Genomic DNA, 15,203 nt, shown 5'->3' on the forward strand with positions numbered 1-15,203 from the left:
GCCTCATGGCCGTAGAACCACCTACGCCTGCGGCAGGCGCTCCAGCTGGGCGGCGATCCGGGCGATGTCCTCCTCCGCCTTCGCCAGGCGGCCGCGGATCTTCTCCACGACGTTGTCCGGGGCCTTCGCCAGGAAGGCCTCGTTGCCGAGCTTGGCCGTGGCCTGGGCCTTCTCCTTCTCGGCGGCGGCGAGGTCCTTGGCCAGGCGCTTGCGCTCGGCCGCGACGTCGATCACACCGGACAGGTCCAGCGCGACCTCCGCGCCCGCGACCGGCAGGGTCGCCGTCGCCGAGAAGCTCTCGCCCTCCGGCTGGAGGCGCAGCAGCTGGCGGATGGCCGGCTCGTGCGGGGCGAGGGCCGTGCCGTCGAGGGTCAGGCGGGCCGGGACGCGCTGGCCCGGCTGCAGGCCCTGGTCGGCCCGGAAGCGGCGGACTTCGGTGATGACCGACTGGAGCGACTCGATCTCCCGCTCGGCGCCCTGGTCACGGAAGCCGCTGTCGCTCGGCCACTCCGCGATCACGATGGACTCTCCGCCGGTGAGCGTGGTCCACAGGGTCTCCGTGACGAACGGGACCACCGGGTGCAGCAGCTTCAGCGTGACGTCCAGGACCTCGCCGAGGACGCGCTTGGAGACCTCGGCCGGCTCCCCGCCCGCCTGGAACGTCGTCTTGGACAGCTCGACGTACCAGTCGAAGACCTCGTCCCACGCGAAGTGGAAGAGGGCGTCGGAGAGCTTGGCGAACTGGAAGTCCTCGTAGAACGCGTCGACTTCGGCGACGACGGAGTTCAGGCGGGACAGGATCCAGCGGTCCGTTGAGGACATCGCCGACGGGTCCGGCAGCGGGCCCTCGACCGTCGCGCCGTTCATCAGCGCGAAGCGCGTGGCGTTCCAGATCTTGTTGGCGAAGTTCCGGGAACCCTGGACCCAGTCCTCGCCGATCGGGACGTCGACGCCCGGGTTGGCGCCGCGCGCGAGGGTGAAGCGGAGGGCGTCGGAGCCGTACTTGTCCATCCAGTCCAGCGGGTTGACCGCGTTGCCGAAGGACTTCGACATCTTCTTGCCGAACTGGTCGCGGACCATGCCGTGCAGGGCGATGGTGTGGAACGGCGGGGTGCCGTCCATCGCGTACAGGCCGAACATCATCATCCGGGCGACCCAGAAGAAGAGGATGTCGTAGCCGGTGACCAGGACGGAGTTCGGGTAGAACTTCGCGAGCGACTCGGTCTGTTCGGGCCAGCCGAGCGTGGAGAACGGCCACAGGCCGGACGAGAACCAGGTGTCGAGGACGTCGGTGTCCTGGTGCCAGCCCTCACCGCTGGGGGCCTCGTCGTCGGGGCCGACGCAGACGACCTCGCCGTTCGGGCCGTAGAAGACCGGGATGCGGTGACCCCACCACAACTGCCGCGAGATGCACCAGTCGTGGAGGTTGTCGACCCAGTCGAAGTACCGCTTCTCCATCTCCTGCGGGTGGATCTTGACCCGGCCGTCACGGACCGCGTCACCGGCGGCCTTGGCGAGCGGGCCGACCTTGACCCACCACTGCATGGACAGGCGCGGCTCGATGGTGGTCTTGCAGCGCGAGCAGTGGCCGACCGAGTGGACGTACGGCCGCTTCTCCGCGACGATCCGGCCCTCGGCGCGCAGCGCGCCGACGATGGCCGAGCGGGCCTCGAGACGATCCAGCCCCTGGAAGGGGCCGTGCGCGGTGATGACCGCGTGCTCGTCCATCACCGAGAGGGACGGCAGGTTGTGCCGCTGGCCGATCTCGAAGTCGTTCGGGTCGTGCGCCGGGGTGACCTTGACGGCGCCGGTGCCGAACTCGGGGTCGACGTGCTCGTCGGCGACGACGGGGATACGGCGGCCGGTGAGCGGCAGCTCGATCTCGCGGCCGACGAGGTGGCGGTAGCGCTCGTCCTCGGGGTGGACCGCGACAGCGGTGTCACCGAGCATCGTCTCGGCACGGGTCGTGGCCACGACGATGGAGTCGTCGCCCTCGCCGTACCGGATGGAGACGAGCTCGCCGTCGTCGTCCTGGTACTCGACCTCGATGTCCGAGATGGCCGTGAGACACCGCGGGCACCAGTTGATGATGCGCTCGGCGCGGTAGATCAGCTCGTCGTCGTAGAGGCGCTTGAAGATGGTCTGGACGGCCTGGGACAGCCCCTCGTCCATGGTGAAGCGCTCACGCGACCAGGCGACGCCGTCACCGAGGCGGCGCATCTGACCGGAGATCTGCCCGCCGGACTCGGCCTTCCACTGCCAGACCCGCTCGACGAAGGCCTCACGGCCGAGGTCGTGCCGTGACTTGCTCTCCTTCGCGAGCTCCCGCTCGACGACGTTCTGCGTGGCGATACCGGCGTGGTCCATGCCGGGCTGCCACAGCGTCTCGTAGCCCTGCATGCGCTTGCGGCGCGTCAGGGCGTCGATGAGGGTGTGCTCGAAGGCATGCCCGAGGTGCAGGCTCCCCGTGACGTTCGGCGGCGGAATGACAATGGTGTACGGCTGCTTGTCGCTCTTCGCGTCCGCCTCGAAGTAACCGCGCTCTACCCAGCGCTCGTACAGCGGCCCCTCTACGTCGGCCGGCGCGTACTGGGTCGGCAGTTCGGTGCTGGGCGCTGGTGGCTGCTGCTGAGCGTTCTCGGTCACCCGCTCAGTTTAGGGGTGTCGCGGCGGTGTCCCGAAACGCGTTTGTTCTGTAACGGTGCGCCCCCCGATGCAACGCGCTTCCCCGGCCTGCGCCAGGATGTCGGGAACACATAAACATCTGGAGGGGAACCCAGAAATGAGCTACAACCAGCCGGGCCCGTACGGCGGGCAGCCCCAGCAGCCCGGTCCGTACGGCGGGCAGCCTCAGCAGCCCGGTCCGTACGGCCAGCAGCCTCAGGCGCCCCAGCCCGGCTATGGCTACCCTCAGCAGGCTCCGCCGCCCCAGCCCCCGGCCCAGCCCCAGGGCCAGCCCGGTTACGGCTACCCGCAGCAGGCGCCGCCCGGCCAGCCGGGCTACGGCTACCCGCAGGGCGTCCCGCCGCAGCAGCCGCCGTACGGCCAGGCCCCGTACGGGGTGCCGCAGCCGCCGGCTCCGGGTGGCGGCGGCAAGAAGGCCGGCCTGATCATCGGCGCCGTGGCCGTCGTGGTCGCGATCGGCGTCGGGGCGTACTTCGTGTTCGGCGGGGGCGGTGGCGCGGGCGCCATCGAGGACGACGGGGCACACAAGCTGGCGTCGCCGGAGAAGGTGCTCAACGAGTACACACTGGCCCCCACGGCCGGGGAGAGCGCGAGCAAGAACAACGACACCGCGGCCGAGCTGGCGAAGAACGGCGTCAAGAACGGCGAGAGCGTGGTCAGCGTCTACTCGACGACCGACCTGAGCAACTACGACCCCAGCGACCCCTCGACCGCGCCCGACGCGTCCGACCTCGCGACGAACAAGACCATCGTGGTCTTCGGCGCCTACGGTGAGATCGCCGACCCCGAGACGGCCCTGGACGAGTTCTTCACCGCGTTCAAGAAGGGCGCCTCCGACTCCAGCACGTCCGGCTCGGGCAAGACCGAACTGCTCGGTGAGCCCGAGGCGGTCGACCTGGACGGCGCCCTCATGAAGTGCCAGGGCATCAAGGGCCAGGACCTGCTGACCCAGAAGGAGAAGACCGACTGGTTCTGCGTCTGGGCCGACTACAGCACCATCGCCATGGTGACGCCGGGTGACGCCACGCAGGGCATCACCAAGGACGTCGCCGCGGACGTCGCCAAGAAGCTCCGCCCGGAGATCCGCGTCGAGGCCTGACCCACGCCGGCTCGTCAACTGCGAAGGGGCCCCGGTCGGTTGACCGGGGCCCCTTCGTGTGTCCGTGGTGCGGTTACGCCGTCTTCTGCTCGCCGGGACCGCGCCCGCGCGCGTCGCGCGGGATCAGCGTGGGGTTGACGTTCGAGTGGACGACGTCCGCCGTGATGACGACCCTCGCGACGTCCTTCCGTGAGGGCACCTCGTACATCACCGACATCAGGACCTCCTCCATGATGGCGCGCAGGCCGCGCGCGCCGGTCTGGCGGAGGATGGCCTGGTCGGCGATGGCCTCCAGGGCCTCGCGCTCGAAGTCGAGTTCCACGCCGTCGAGTTCGAAGAGGCGCTGGTACTGCTTCACCAGCGCGTTGCGCGGCTCGACGAGGATCTGGAGCAGGGCCTCGCGGTCCAGGTTGTGGACCGAGGTGATGACGGGCAGCCGGCCGATGAACTCGGGGATCATGCCGAACTTGACCAGGTCCTCGGGCATGACGTCCTCGAACTGGTCCTTGGCCTCCAGCTCGCGCTTGGAGCGGATCGTCGCGCCGAAGCCGATGCCCTTGGCGCCGGCCCGGGACTCGATGATCTTCTCCAGGCCCGCGAAGGCGCCGCCCACGATGAACAGGACGTTCGTCGTGTCGATCTGGATGAACTCCTGGTGCGGGTGCTTACGGCCGCCCTGCGGGGGAACCGACGCCGTGGTGCCCTCCAGGATCTTCAGCAGGGCCTGCTGGACGCCCTCGCCGCTCACGTCGCGGGTGATCGACGGATTTTCACTCTTGCGCGCGACCTTGTCGATCTCGTCGATGTAGATGATCCCGGTCTCGGCCTTCTTGACGTCGTAGTCGGCCGCCTGGATCAGCTTCAGCAGGATGTTCTCGACGTCCTCACCGACGTACCCGGCCTCCGTCAGCGCCGTCGCGTCCGCGATCGCGAACGGGACGTTCAGCATGCGGGCCAGCGTCTGCGCGAGCAGCGTCTTGCCGGAGCCCGTGGGGCCCAGCAGGAGGATGTTGGACTTGGCCAACTCGATGGCGTCCTCGCGGCTTTGGCCGCCGCCGTTCTCGCCGGCCTGGACGCGCTTGTAGTGGTTGTAGACGGCGACGGAGAGCGCCTTCTTGGCTGCTTCCTGGCCGACCACATAGCCCTCGAGGAACTCGTAGATCTCGCGCGGCTTGGGGAGTTCCTCCCAGCGGACCTCACTGGTCTCCGCGAGCTCTTCCTCGATGATCTCGTTGCAGAGATCGATGCACTCGTCGCAGATGTACACACCAGGGCCTGCGATGAGCTTCTTGACCTGCTTCTGGCTCTTGCCGCAGAACGAGCACTTGAGCAGATCGCCGCCGTCACCGATGCGTGCCACGGTGTGCTTCCCCTTCGCCTGGGAGACGACTGGACGTTTTCGAATCCAGCGGCTCCTGGTGCTGCCTTATGTCGACGGTACCTTGCTTGGCCCCCCGTTCGGGCCCCCCTTGGCGCGGTTCACTTTGACGTGCACCGTCCCAAACCGTGCCAAGGGGCAGCAGACAATACCGGGTCCGCGTCAGCGAACGTCGGCGTTGTTCATCTTCCGCGTGGAGATGATCTGGTCGATCAGCCCGTACGACAGCGCGTCCTCGGCCGTGAGGATCTTGTCGCGCTCGATGTCCTCGCGGATCTTCTCGATCGGCGTGGTGGAGTGCTTGGCCAGCATCTCCTCCAGCTGCGCGCGCATCCGGAGGATCTCGTTGGCGGCGATCTCCAGGTCGGAGACCTGGCCGCGGCCGGTCTCGCTGTACGGCTGGTGGATCAGCACACGGGCGTTCGGCAGCGCCATGCGCTTGCCGGGCGTGCCCGCGGCCAGCAGGACGGCGGCGGCGGAGGCCGCCTGGCCCATGCAGACCGTCTGGATGTCCGGCTTCACGAACTGCATCGTGTCGTAGATGGCCGTGAGCGCGGTGAAGGAACCGCCGGGGCTGTTGATGTAGACCGAGATGTCCCGGTCGGGGTCCATCGACTCCAGGCACAGCAGCTGCGCCATGACGTCGTTGGCGGAGGCGTCGTCGATCTGCACGCCGAGGAAGATCACGCGCTCCTCGAAGAGCTTCGCGTACGGGTCGTACTCGCGGATGCCCTGCGAGGTGCGCTCGACGAAGCGGGGGATGACGTACCGGGACTCGGCGGCGGGGCCGGTGTACTCGGCGCGCGTGCGGTCGTACAGGCCGCTGCCGGGGAAGTCGTTCACTGTCTGTCTCCTAGGGGCTGTGGCGGTCGGCTGAGGGGCGCTATGGGGCTACGCCGCCCCGGTGCCGCCGCCGCCCGGCATACCGGCGGCCGTCGGGATGACGTCGTCGATGAGGCCGTACTGCTTGGCCTCGAAGGCGTCGAACCAGCGGTCGCGGTCCGAGTCGCGGGTGATCTGCTCGACCGACTGGCCGGTGTGCTGCGAGGTGAGCTCGGCCATGCGCTTCTTGGTGTGCAGCAGCCGCTCCGCGTGGATCTTGATGTCGGAGGCCGAACCGGCCAGGCCGGCGGAGGGCTGGTGGATCAGGATCTCGGCGTTCGGCAGCGCGAAGCGCTTGCCGGGGGTGCCCGCGCTGAGCAGGAACTGCCCCATCGAGGCGGCGAGGCCCATGGCGATCGTCACCACGTCGTTCTTGATGTACTGCATGGTGTCGTAGATCGCCATGCCGGCCGTGATCGAACCGCCCGGGCTGTTGATGTACATGTAGATGTCCTTGTCCGGGTCGGCGGCAAGGAGCAGCAGCTGTGCGGTGATCTTGTTCGCGATGTCGTCGTCGACCGGCTGGCCGAGGAAGATGATCCGCTCGCCGAGCAGTCGGTTGTAGACATGGTCGCCGAGGCCACCGCCGATGGAGGGCTCGCCGGCGGCGGAGGGCATCAGATTCGTCACGTATCCACCTGCTCGTCTTACGACGGCGCCGGGCCGTCTCACGTGTTCTGCGTGGGCAACGGGGACTCCCCTGCCCTCATACTCATGGACCCTAACGCGCTGGTCCCTTCGGGGAATCCCGGAGCGGCAGGTGTTCGCCGGGGGCGTAGCGCCGCAGGGGCTTCGGTGCGCGAGCGGCCGCGGGTCCGTCGTGGTCGTTCGCGCAGCTCCCGCGCCCCTGGCGGCGCTGCCCAGCCCCATGACAGAAGGGCCCCGGGGATGGTCGTCCCCGGGGCCCTTCCTACCAGCTGTACGGCCTGTACGGCGCCGTGGGCTCAGCCCTCGGACTTCTCCTCGGCGGCGGCGTCGGCGGTGCCCTCGGCGGCCTCCACCGTCTCCGTGGCCTGCTCGACCTCGTCCTCATCGTCCAGGTCGATGACCTCGCCGTTGGTGTCCTTGACCACGGCCTTCTCGACCACGACGGCCAGGGCCTTGCCGCGGGCGACCTCGCCGACCAGGAGCGGAACCTGGCCGCCCTCGACGACCGCCTGGGCGAACTGGTCGGGGGACATGCCGGAGGAGGCGGCGCGGCGCATGAGGTGCTCGGTGAGCTCCTCCTGGTTGACGTTCAGCTTCTCCTGCTTGACGAGCTCGTCGAGGACGAACTGCGTCTTGATGCCCTTGACCGCGGCTTCCTTGGTCTCGGCGTCGAACTCCTCGACCGTCTTGCCCTGGATCTCGAGGTACTTCTCGAGGTCGAGACCCATCTGGCCGAGCTGGTGGTGCTCGAGGTTGTGCTTACGGGTGTTGATCTCGTCCTCGAGCAGCTTCTCGGGGACGGGCACCTCGACGAGCTCCAGCAGCTTCTCCAGGACGCGCTCCTGGGCCTGCGTGGCCTGGTCGAACTGCTTCATGTTCTCGAGGCGCTTGCGGCTGTCGGCCTTGAGCTCGTCGAGGGTGTCGAACTCGGAGGCGAGCTGCGCGAAGTCGTCGTCCAGCTCGGGCAGTTCGCGCGCGGCGACCTGGGTGACCTTGACGGTGACCTCGGCCTCCTTGCCGGCCGCCGAGCCGCCCTTGAGCTCGGAGGTGAAGGTGGCCTCGCCACCGGCCTCCAGGCCCTTCACGGCGTCGTCGATGCCGTCCAGCAACTCGCCGGAGCCGATGGTGTAGGAGACGCCGTCGGCGACGCCGTCCTCGAGGACCTCGCCGTCGACCTTGGCCGTCAGGTCGATCGTGACGACGTCGCCGTCCTCGGCGGCACGCTCGACGGGAGACGTCGACGCGAAGCGCTCACGCAGCTGCTCCACGGACTTTTCGATGTCCTCGTCGGTCACCTCGACGGCGTCGACCTCGACCTCGATGCCGGAGTAGTCCGGGATCTCGATGGCCGGGCGGACGTCGACCTCGGCGGTGAAGTTCAGCGTCTCGCCGTCCTTCAGCTCGGTGATGTCGACCTCGGGCTGGCCCAGGACGTTGAGCTCGGCCTCGTTGACCGCCTCGGTGTAGAACTTCGGAAGCGCGTCGTTGACCGCCTCCTCCAGGACCGCACCGCGGCCGAACCGCTGGTCGATGACGCGCGCCGGGATCTTGCCCTTCCGGAAGCCCTTCACCGTGACCTGCTGGTTGATCTTCTTGTACGCCGCGTCGAGGCTGTCCTTGAGCTCCTCGAAGGGCACCTCGACAGTGAGCCGAACCCGAGTCGGGTTCAGGGTCTCCACGGCGCTCTTCACGGTTCGGTCTCCTTGTGGCTGACTTCTTGGTTTCTGCCGGAGCCAGACTGGTCCGGCGGATTCGCCGCCCGGAGGACTTCGTGACTTCATACGGAGAGACACACGGGCGTGCAGCTTGCATAGTAACGGCAGCGACGACACGCCCCCAAAGGCGATCACAGGACGCGATCACACGAGGTCACCGCGCGTGCGGCCAATGGTGACCGGTCATGGTCGGGGTGGCGGGATTTGAACCCACGGCCTTCCGCTCCCAAAGCGGACGCGCTACCAAGCTGCGCCACACCCCGTGCTGGTGCGACACGTAGGGTACATGCCCGCAGGCAGTGCGGCTGCCGCATTTCCCGAGGGCCGGGACTACGGCAATGGAGTGTGCGTCGAGGGGCCACGACCCGCTACGATGCCTGCAGTGCCGCGGTCACCTGACCTGCGGCGCGTCCTGTGCGGGCGTAGCTCAATGGTAGAGCCCTAGTCTTCCAAACTAGCTACGCGGGTTCGATTCCCGTCGCCCGCTCCATACGGCTCAGGGCCAGGTCAGAGGATTAGTCCTCCGCCTGGCCCTGACTCGTTCCCGGCCGCGGCCCGGTTCAGAGGTGCCTTACGTCCACGGTGTAGACGGAGCGGACGCCGTACGGGACGTAGAGCGCGTCGCCTACCAGGACGGGCGCGGCGGTGATGCCGGTGGTGAGCAGGTCGAGGTCGCCGCCGTCGTCGCGGCCCGCGCGGGTGGCCTGGACCCTTCCGGTGCGCACGTCGATGGCGGCGACGCGGCCGCTCGGGGAACCGAGATAAAGACGGGTGGCGGAGGCGACCGGGGGTCCCGACTGCTCCACCGTGGAGTCGGTCTTCCAGAGCCGGCGTCCCGTGCTCGGATCGACGGCGCGGACACTGCCGGAGGGAAGCGTGAAGTAAAGGGTGCCGCGCACGAGGTGGACGGACGATTCCTCGGGCTGGGACTCGGACAGTTTTACGGTCGTCAGGACGTGCGACTTGGCGTTGATCAGGGTCAGCGTGCGGTGGGTGCCGAGGGCGCGGGCCAGCACGAGGCGTCCGTCCGTCTGTCCCGCGAGGTCCACGTCGCCCTTCACCTTCACGGTCCAGCTGGGCTTTCCTGTGGCCGTGTCGAGCTGCGAGATGCTCGTGCTGGTGATGTCGGTACCGGTGAAGACCGCGCAGACCAGGTACGCGTGCCGGGCCGCGCTGCGCAGCAGGCAGGGCTGGTTCTCCGGATCGGGCAGCGGGCGCTTCCAGCGGACCCTGCCGTCGTCGGCGCCGAGCAGCGCGTAGTACTTCGACTCGTCGCCGTAGGTGGCGATGACGCCGTCGGGCAGGGCGATGGACGCGCCGCGGTCGCTGTTCGGCTCCGTTGCCGCGTCCCCTTCGCCGGTGACCGTCTTCCAGATCACCTTGCCGGACTCGGCGTCGAGGGCCTGGACCGTGTAGCGGGTCGTGGACAGCCCGTCGCCACCGATGGGCCGGTCGTCGGCGCCGTAGACGTACACACGCCCGCTGCGGGCGGCGATGACCGTGCCCCCGGAGCTGCCGCCGAGGTCGTCCGCCGTTTCGTCGATGGGCCGGGCCCAGGTGTTGCGGCCGTCGGCGAGGGCGAAGCGGGTCGCCATGATGTCGTCGCCGGCACACACCAGGGACCTGCCGGTGGCGGCGCAGCGGTTGAACGGATTGCTGGGGCCCACCGGCTCCTTGTCGACGCTCGGGTCCCTCGACTTCTTCTGCCAGGCCTGCCATCCGGACGGCAGATCGGCGGGGGCGGCGGCCTCGGGGGTGACGGCGACCGTGGCGACGAAGACGCCGGCGAGGAGCGCGGCCCCCAGGGCGATGGCCGCCGGCCACAGGCGTTTGCGGCGCTTGGGGACGTGTACGGGGCGGGTGTCCTCGTCCGCCGGTATCGGCTCCGGAAGCCGGCCGTCACGCAGCAGGGCCAGCAACTCGTCGGGAGTGGGGCGGGACTTGGCGTGCTTTTCCAGACAGAGGCGGACGAAGGGCAGCAACTCGTCCGGCACACCGTCGAGTTCCGGAGTGCCGTCGACGACCCGCATGGCCGTCTCGTAGGGGCTCGGGCTGTCGAACGGGCCATGGCCGGTCGCGGCGTAGGCGACGACCGAGCCGAGGGAGAAGATGTCCGCGGCCGGGCCCACGTCCTGGGGGGACGAGAACTGCTCGGGGGACATGTAGGGCGGGGTGCCCATCACGCGGCCGGTCTGGGTGAGGACGTCGGAGGCCGCGAACTCGGTGGCGCGGGAGATGCCGAAGTCGATGACGCGGGGGCCGTCCTCGGCGAGCATCACATTGGCCGGTTTCAGGTCACGGTGGACCATTCCGGCACGGTGGATGTCGCGCAGCGCCTCGGAGAGGCCGGCGGCGAGTGCGCGCAACTTCGCCGGCGGCAGCGGGCCGTGGCGGCGGACGTGGGTGCCGAGGTCCTCGCCGGGGATGTAGAGCGTGGCCATCCAGGGGCGTGGCGCGTCGGCGTCCGCGTCCACGACGGGGGCCGTGAAGGCGCCGCTGACCCGGCGAGCGGCGGCCACCTCGCGGCGGAAGCGGATGCGGAACTCGTCATCGTCGGCGTACTGCGCGTGCACGACCTTGAGGGCGAGACGGCGGCCGGAGGCGGAGCGGGCCAGGTACACCACGCCCATGCCGCCGGAGCCGAGGCGGTCCTCGATCCGGTAGCCGCCCACCTCCGCCGGGTCGGACTCGCGCAGCGCCATCCCGTACGTCCCCCGTTCCGCATCGTCGTTCCGCGACGTTCGACGATCACGAACGAGGGTATCCGTACCCTTCCGGGCCGCCCCCCGGACCCTAGAACTGGATGGAGTTGATCGTCTCCGCTATCGAGTTGAGGAACCGCTGGATGTCGTCGGCCATGCCCGTCGAGGCAAGGAAGAAGCCGAACAGCACAGCGACTACGGCGGGGCCGGCCTTCAGGGATCCGCCACGGATCAGCACTACCAAGATGATCGCCAACAGCAGCACCACTGACAGCGAAATGGCCACAACAGATCACACCCTCGGTCGGTCCGCTCTCCCGGCCAGGGGATGCAACCCCGCGCACCCCCGCCAGAACCATCGTGCCACCAACCGGGCTCCGCTATGCGGCACGTGACGTTTCGTTCGCCACACCTGTGCCGGATCCGTGCGGACCCGACGCGCCCCGGACCGGTCGCCTCACGCCCGTACGGCTTTTCGACCGGACACCCGCACAGGGAATTCGGCGGGATCGTTTCCATTGGCACACAACATGTTCGCGGGTATTTCGAATTGCCGACGCGATGATCACTTCATCGATCGCTTCTTCGATCATTACACCGGAAGCAACTCCTAGCCATATGCACCTTTTAGTCAGGATGAATCCGGACAAGACGGGTGGCCAACAGGTATCCGGCAGGTGCATGTTCGCTGTACACGCGTCATCGATCGCAATAACCGCGAACGACCTCGGTGGTTTTACGAAATCACACAGACAACGCTAGGGTGCCTCAGATGTTCCACGCCGCCTCGTCCCCCGCATGCGCAGCGAGGTTCTCGATCGACTCCCCCGGATTCCCGCGGGAGGGTCTGTGACGAACTCGCTGCGACCGCACGGCCACAACAGAGCGCCACTCCCCCCGGCACAGTCGCCGGCGGACGGAGTGCCGAGTCCGCGCTCGCCGCAGAGCCAGCAGGCTCAGGCGGACAGCAGACCCGCGTCCAGCGGTGCCAAGCAGCGCGACGCGTTCTTCGACAACGCCAAGTACCTGGCGATCGTGCTCGTCGCCATAGGACACGCCTGGGAGCCGATCAAGGGCGACAGCCGGATCCTGGAGGCCGTGTACACCGTCGTGTACACCTTCCACATGCCGGCGTTCATCATCATCTCCGGCTTCTTCTCGCGCAGTTTCGACGCGACCCCCAGCCGGCTCAAGCGGCTGATCACCGGCGTCGCCGTGCCGTACATCGTCTTCGAGACGGCCTATCCGCTCTTCAAGCGCTGGATCGACGACGACCCGGGCCAGGAGATCAGCCTTCTGGACCCGTGGTACCTGACCTGGTTCCTGTGCGCGCTGTTCGTCTGGCGGATGACCACCCCCATCTGGAAGATGGTGCGCTGGCCGCTGCCGATCGCGCTCGGCCTCGCCATGGCGGCGACGGTCACCCCGGAGATCGGCGACGACCTCGACCTCCAGCGGGTCCTGCAGTTCCTGCCGTACTTCGTGCTGGGTCTGATCATGAAGCCCGACCACTTCCACATGGTGCGAACGCGCACGGTGCGGATCCTGTCCGTGCCGGTGTTCACCGTGGCGCTGGCCTTCGGCTGGTGGGCGGTGCCGCGTATGAACACCGCGTGGTTCTACCACCGTGACGCCGCGCAGGAGCTGGCCGCGCCGTGGTGGAGCGGGCCGGTGATGGTGCTGGCGATGTTCGGCTGCTCGCTGGTGCTGACGGCGTGCTTCTTCGCCTGGGTGCCGCGCCGCCACATGTGGTTCACCGCGCTCGGTGCGGGCACGCTGTACGGCTATCTGCTGCACGGCTTCGTCGTGAAGGCCGGTGACTACCAGGGCTGGTTCGACCACGCGTGGCTGCACCGTCCGCTCGGCGAGATCTTCGTCAGCGTCGTCGCGGCGATCGGGGTCACGCTGCTGTGCACCAAGCCGGTGCAGCGGGTGTTCCGGTTCGCGATGGAGCCGAAGATGGAGTGGGCGTTCAAGCGGGATGCCGCGCAGTTGGCGCGTGAGCGTGAGAAGCGTGAGAAGCGTGAGGGCGCTGCCGTGCGGGAGAAGGTCAACGCCTGATCTGAGCTGAACCTCTCTGAGCTGAACCTCGGAGTTCCCCCCCGCGGGATCACTCGTCGACCAGACCGAGAAGTGCGCGCATCCGTGCGTACTTCTCGGTCAGTCGTTTCCGGGTCGGCTCGTCGAGGGCCGCGAGGCGTGACGGGTCCGCGTTGTGCGCCAGGTCCGCCTCCTTCACCAGGAGGGCGCCGGGGGTGGTGAGGATGCGTTGTGCGTACGCCTCGGGGGGTTCGCCGGGGTGCTTGGTGAGGGCGCGCACGACGGCTTTTGTGCGGCGGCTCAGGGGGGCGGCTTCCAGCCACTGTTCGGAGAGTGCGTCGTCTTCTACGGCGTCGTGCAGCCAGGCTGCCGCGATCTGGTCGTCGTCGCCGCCGCGTGTGCGTACGCCCTCGGCGACGGCCCTCAGGTGTTCGGTGTAAGGGCGGCCGGCCTTGTCGGTCTGGGTTGCGTGGGCTGTGCGGGCGATGGCCTCTACGTCGGTGAGGGTCAGCCTGTGCGGATGCTGCTGCGGTGTCTCGGTCACCGGTCCAGTGTCTCGCCCCCGCCGCCCCTACCCGTCCCTCCTCCAGGGGCTCCGCCCCTTCGACCCCGCACCGCTTCTGGGGGCTGCCGCCCCCAGACCCCCGCTTCGGCCCTTAAGGGGCCTCGTCCTCAAACGCCGGACGGGCTGAGATGCCTGGGCCGGCGCTGAGATGTCGCCCCCGCTCAAAGGGCGCCCCCGCGGGTGGGTGGGGAATCGGGACAGCGAGTCCTCGTCCTCAAACGCCGCACGGACCGAAATGCCCGGCCCGGCCTCGAAAGGTACGGCCCCCGGCAGGTGGGTGGAGGTCAGCGTGGTGTCGACTGGGCTGTTGGGCCTTCTCGGCAGATCAGGAGGAGGGCGCGGTCGTCGTTGACGTCCTTTGCCACTGCCTCGATGAGGTGCCAGGCGGCGCCGTGGAAGCCGGCGGCCACGTAGCGGTCGGCCTCGCCGGTGAGGCGGTCTATGCCCTCGACGATGTCGCGGTCGGAGGTTTCGACCAGGCCGTCGGTGAAGAGCATGAGGACGTCGCCGGGGCGGAGTGAGCCCTTCACGGGGTCGAACTGGGCGCCGTCGTAGACGCCCAGGAGGGGGCCCTCGGCGGCCTTCTCCTCCCAGCGGCCGCTGCCCGCGCTCAGTTGGAGGCCCGGCGGGTGGCCCGCGGAGTAGAGCTCGTAGTCGCCCGAGTCCAGGTCCAGGACGAGGTGGATCGAGGTCGCGAAGCCCTCGTCCCAGTCCTGGCGGAGCAGGTAGCCGTTCGCCGCCGGGAGGAACGCGTGCGGGGGGAGACTGCCCAGGAGGCCGCCGAAGGCTCCCGAGAGGAGGAGGGCGCGTGAGGCCGCGTCCATGCCCTTGCCCGACACGTCCGTCAGGACGACCTCCAGCGTGCGGCCGCCGTTCGTGCGGGCCGCGACCACGAAGTCGCCGGAGAAGGACTGGCCGCCCGCCGGGCGCAGGGCCATCTCGCGGTGCCAACCCTGGGGCAGCTGTGGGAGCTTGCTCTGGACTCGGATGCGTTCGCGCAGGTCGAAGAGCATCGTGCCGCCGCGCCGCCACGGCACGCCCACCCGACTGCGGAACTGCGCGATCAGGAGGCCGAAGAAGCCGCACGCCGCCACGACGAGGACGATGCCCGGGGTGACTCGCGAAGGGCCCTCCGTGTACGGGCCCAGCTGCACCGACTCCACGATCAGCGCGGTGGCCGCCGCCGCGTACAGGCCCAGCAGGCTCGCCGGGCGCAGCAGCAAGCCGCCCGCGACGATGGGGAGGACCAGCGCGGCCGGGGAGAACCACACCGGGTTGGCCATCGTGACGGAACAGATCAGCGGAACCGTCAGGAGCAGGCCGGCCAGCGCGATCCAGTCCGAGCCGTCGCCGCGGAAGTAGTCCACGGCACTTCTGCGCACGCCGACGCGGGCCCGGTGCCAGTGCATCTTCAACCGGGCCATGAACGTCTCGGCCGCCGTGCGCCGCTCTCGTCCTGCTGCCATTAGTTCGGGACCCTATCCATCGG

Annotated in this window: 11 protein-coding genes and 2 tRNA genes; 3 read left to right on the plus strand and 10 right to left on the minus strand. The window is 68.8% G+C overall.

Annotated elements, in window-relative coordinates; all coding sequences use genetic code 11:
• Nucleotides 1-21 precede the first annotated feature (21 nt).
• Nucleotides 22-2,646, minus strand: a complete 2,625-nt coding sequence (locus EJ357_RS15665) for a valine--tRNA ligase (RefSeq protein WP_126392211.1) — start codon at nucleotides 2,644-2,646, stop codon at nucleotides 22-24.
• 136 nt (nucleotides 2,647-2,782) lie between these two features.
• Between EJ357_RS15665 and EJ357_RS15670 the strand changes: the two genes are divergently transcribed.
• Nucleotides 2,783-3,784, plus strand: a complete 1,002-nt coding sequence (locus EJ357_RS15670; RefSeq protein WP_126392212.1) for a hypothetical protein — start codon at nucleotides 2,783-2,785, stop codon at nucleotides 3,782-3,784.
• A 73-nt stretch (nucleotides 3,785-3,857) separates the two neighbouring features.
• Here the strand turns inward: EJ357_RS15670 and clpX are convergent, their stop codons facing one another.
• The 5 genes from clpX to EJ357_RS15695 form a co-directional block, all read right to left on the minus strand.
• Nucleotides 3,858-5,144 (minus strand): ATP-dependent Clp protease ATP-binding subunit ClpX, encoded by a 1,287-nt coding sequence (clpX, locus tag EJ357_RS15675; protein ID WP_126392213.1) that lies wholly within the window; start codon nucleotides 5,142-5,144, stop codon nucleotides 3,858-3,860.
• Between the two features lie 180 nt (nucleotides 5,145-5,324).
• Complete coding sequence (locus EJ357_RS15680; RefSeq protein WP_126392214.1) at nucleotides 5,325-6,005, minus strand: ATP-dependent Clp protease proteolytic subunit; 681 nt, start codon at nucleotides 6,003-6,005, stop codon at nucleotides 5,325-5,327.
• A gap of 48 nt (nucleotides 6,006-6,053) precedes the next feature.
• Nucleotides 6,054-6,662 carry an ATP-dependent Clp protease proteolytic subunit gene (locus tag EJ357_RS15685; protein ID WP_175647819.1) on the minus strand — a complete coding sequence of 203 codons (609 nt, stop codon included), beginning with the start codon at nucleotides 6,660-6,662 and terminating at the stop codon, nucleotides 6,054-6,056.
• 326 nt (nucleotides 6,663-6,988) lie between these two features.
• Complete coding sequence (tig, locus tag EJ357_RS15690; RefSeq protein ID WP_126392216.1) at nucleotides 6,989-8,383, minus strand: trigger factor; 1,395 nt, start codon at nucleotides 8,381-8,383, stop codon at nucleotides 6,989-6,991.
• Between the two features lie 210 nt (nucleotides 8,384-8,593).
• Nucleotides 8,594-8,670 (minus strand) — tRNA-Pro (locus EJ357_RS15695).
• A 153-nt stretch (nucleotides 8,671-8,823) separates the two neighbouring features.
• On the opposite strand from EJ357_RS15695, the gene EJ357_RS15700 reads away from it, so the two are divergent.
• Nucleotides 8,824-8,897, plus strand: a tRNA-Gly gene (locus EJ357_RS15700).
• 70 nt (nucleotides 8,898-8,967) lie between these two features.
• Here the strand turns inward: EJ357_RS15700 and EJ357_RS15705 are convergent.
• On the minus strand, nucleotides 8,968-11,109 hold the full coding sequence (locus EJ357_RS15705) for a protein kinase domain-containing protein (protein ID WP_126392217.1): 2,142 nt from the start codon (nucleotides 11,107-11,109) through the stop codon (nucleotides 8,968-8,970).
• A gap of 91 nt (nucleotides 11,110-11,200) precedes the next feature.
• A complete protein-coding gene (locus EJ357_RS15710) occupies nucleotides 11,201-11,395 on the minus strand; it encodes a hypothetical protein (protein WP_030044846.1) in 195 nt (64 codons plus the stop codon).
• 563 nt (nucleotides 11,396-11,958) lie between these two features.
• On the opposite strand from EJ357_RS15710, the gene EJ357_RS15715 reads away from it, so the two are divergent.
• A complete protein-coding gene (locus tag EJ357_RS15715; protein ID WP_126392218.1) occupies nucleotides 11,959-13,170 on the plus strand; it encodes an acyltransferase family protein in 1,212 nt (403 codons plus the stop codon).
• A gap of 49 nt (nucleotides 13,171-13,219) precedes the next feature.
• On the opposite strand, the gene EJ357_RS15720 is transcribed toward EJ357_RS15715, so the two are convergent.
• Nucleotides 13,220-13,693: an HD domain-containing protein gene (locus EJ357_RS15720; protein ID WP_126392219.1), complete on the minus strand. Its 474-nt coding sequence runs from the start codon at nucleotides 13,691-13,693 to the stop codon at nucleotides 13,220-13,222.
• A 305-nt stretch (nucleotides 13,694-13,998) separates the two neighbouring features.
• Complete coding sequence (locus tag EJ357_RS15730) at nucleotides 13,999-15,180, minus strand: PP2C family protein-serine/threonine phosphatase (protein WP_126392220.1); 1,182 nt, start codon at nucleotides 15,178-15,180, stop codon at nucleotides 13,999-14,001.
• Nucleotides 15,181-15,203 lie beyond the last annotated feature (23 nt).

The sequence above is a fragment of the Streptomyces cyaneochromogenes genome, assembly GCF_003963535.1.
In the GTDB taxonomy this organism is placed as follows: domain Bacteria; phylum Actinomycetota; class Actinomycetes; order Streptomycetales; family Streptomycetaceae; genus Streptomyces; species Streptomyces shaanxiensis.

What these genes read in the sequence shown, in the direction of transcription:
- EJ357_RS15670 (WP_126392212.1), top strand. Translation starts at nt 2,783, where the DNA reads ATGAGCTACAACCAGCCGGGCCCGTACGGCGGGCAGCCCCAGCAGCCC.
- EJ357_RS15685 (WP_175647819.1), bottom strand. Translation starts at nt 6,662, where the DNA reads ATGCCCTCCGCCGCCGGCGAGCCCTCCATCGGCGGTGGCCTCGGCGAC.
- EJ357_RS15705 (WP_126392217.1), bottom strand. Translation starts at nt 11,109, where the DNA reads ATGGCGCTGCGCGAGTCCGACCCGGCGGAGGTGGGCGGCTACCGGATC.
- EJ357_RS15730 (WP_126392220.1), bottom strand. Translation starts at nt 15,180, where the DNA reads ATGGCAGCAGGACGAGAGCGGCGCACGGCGGCCGAGACGTTCATGGCC.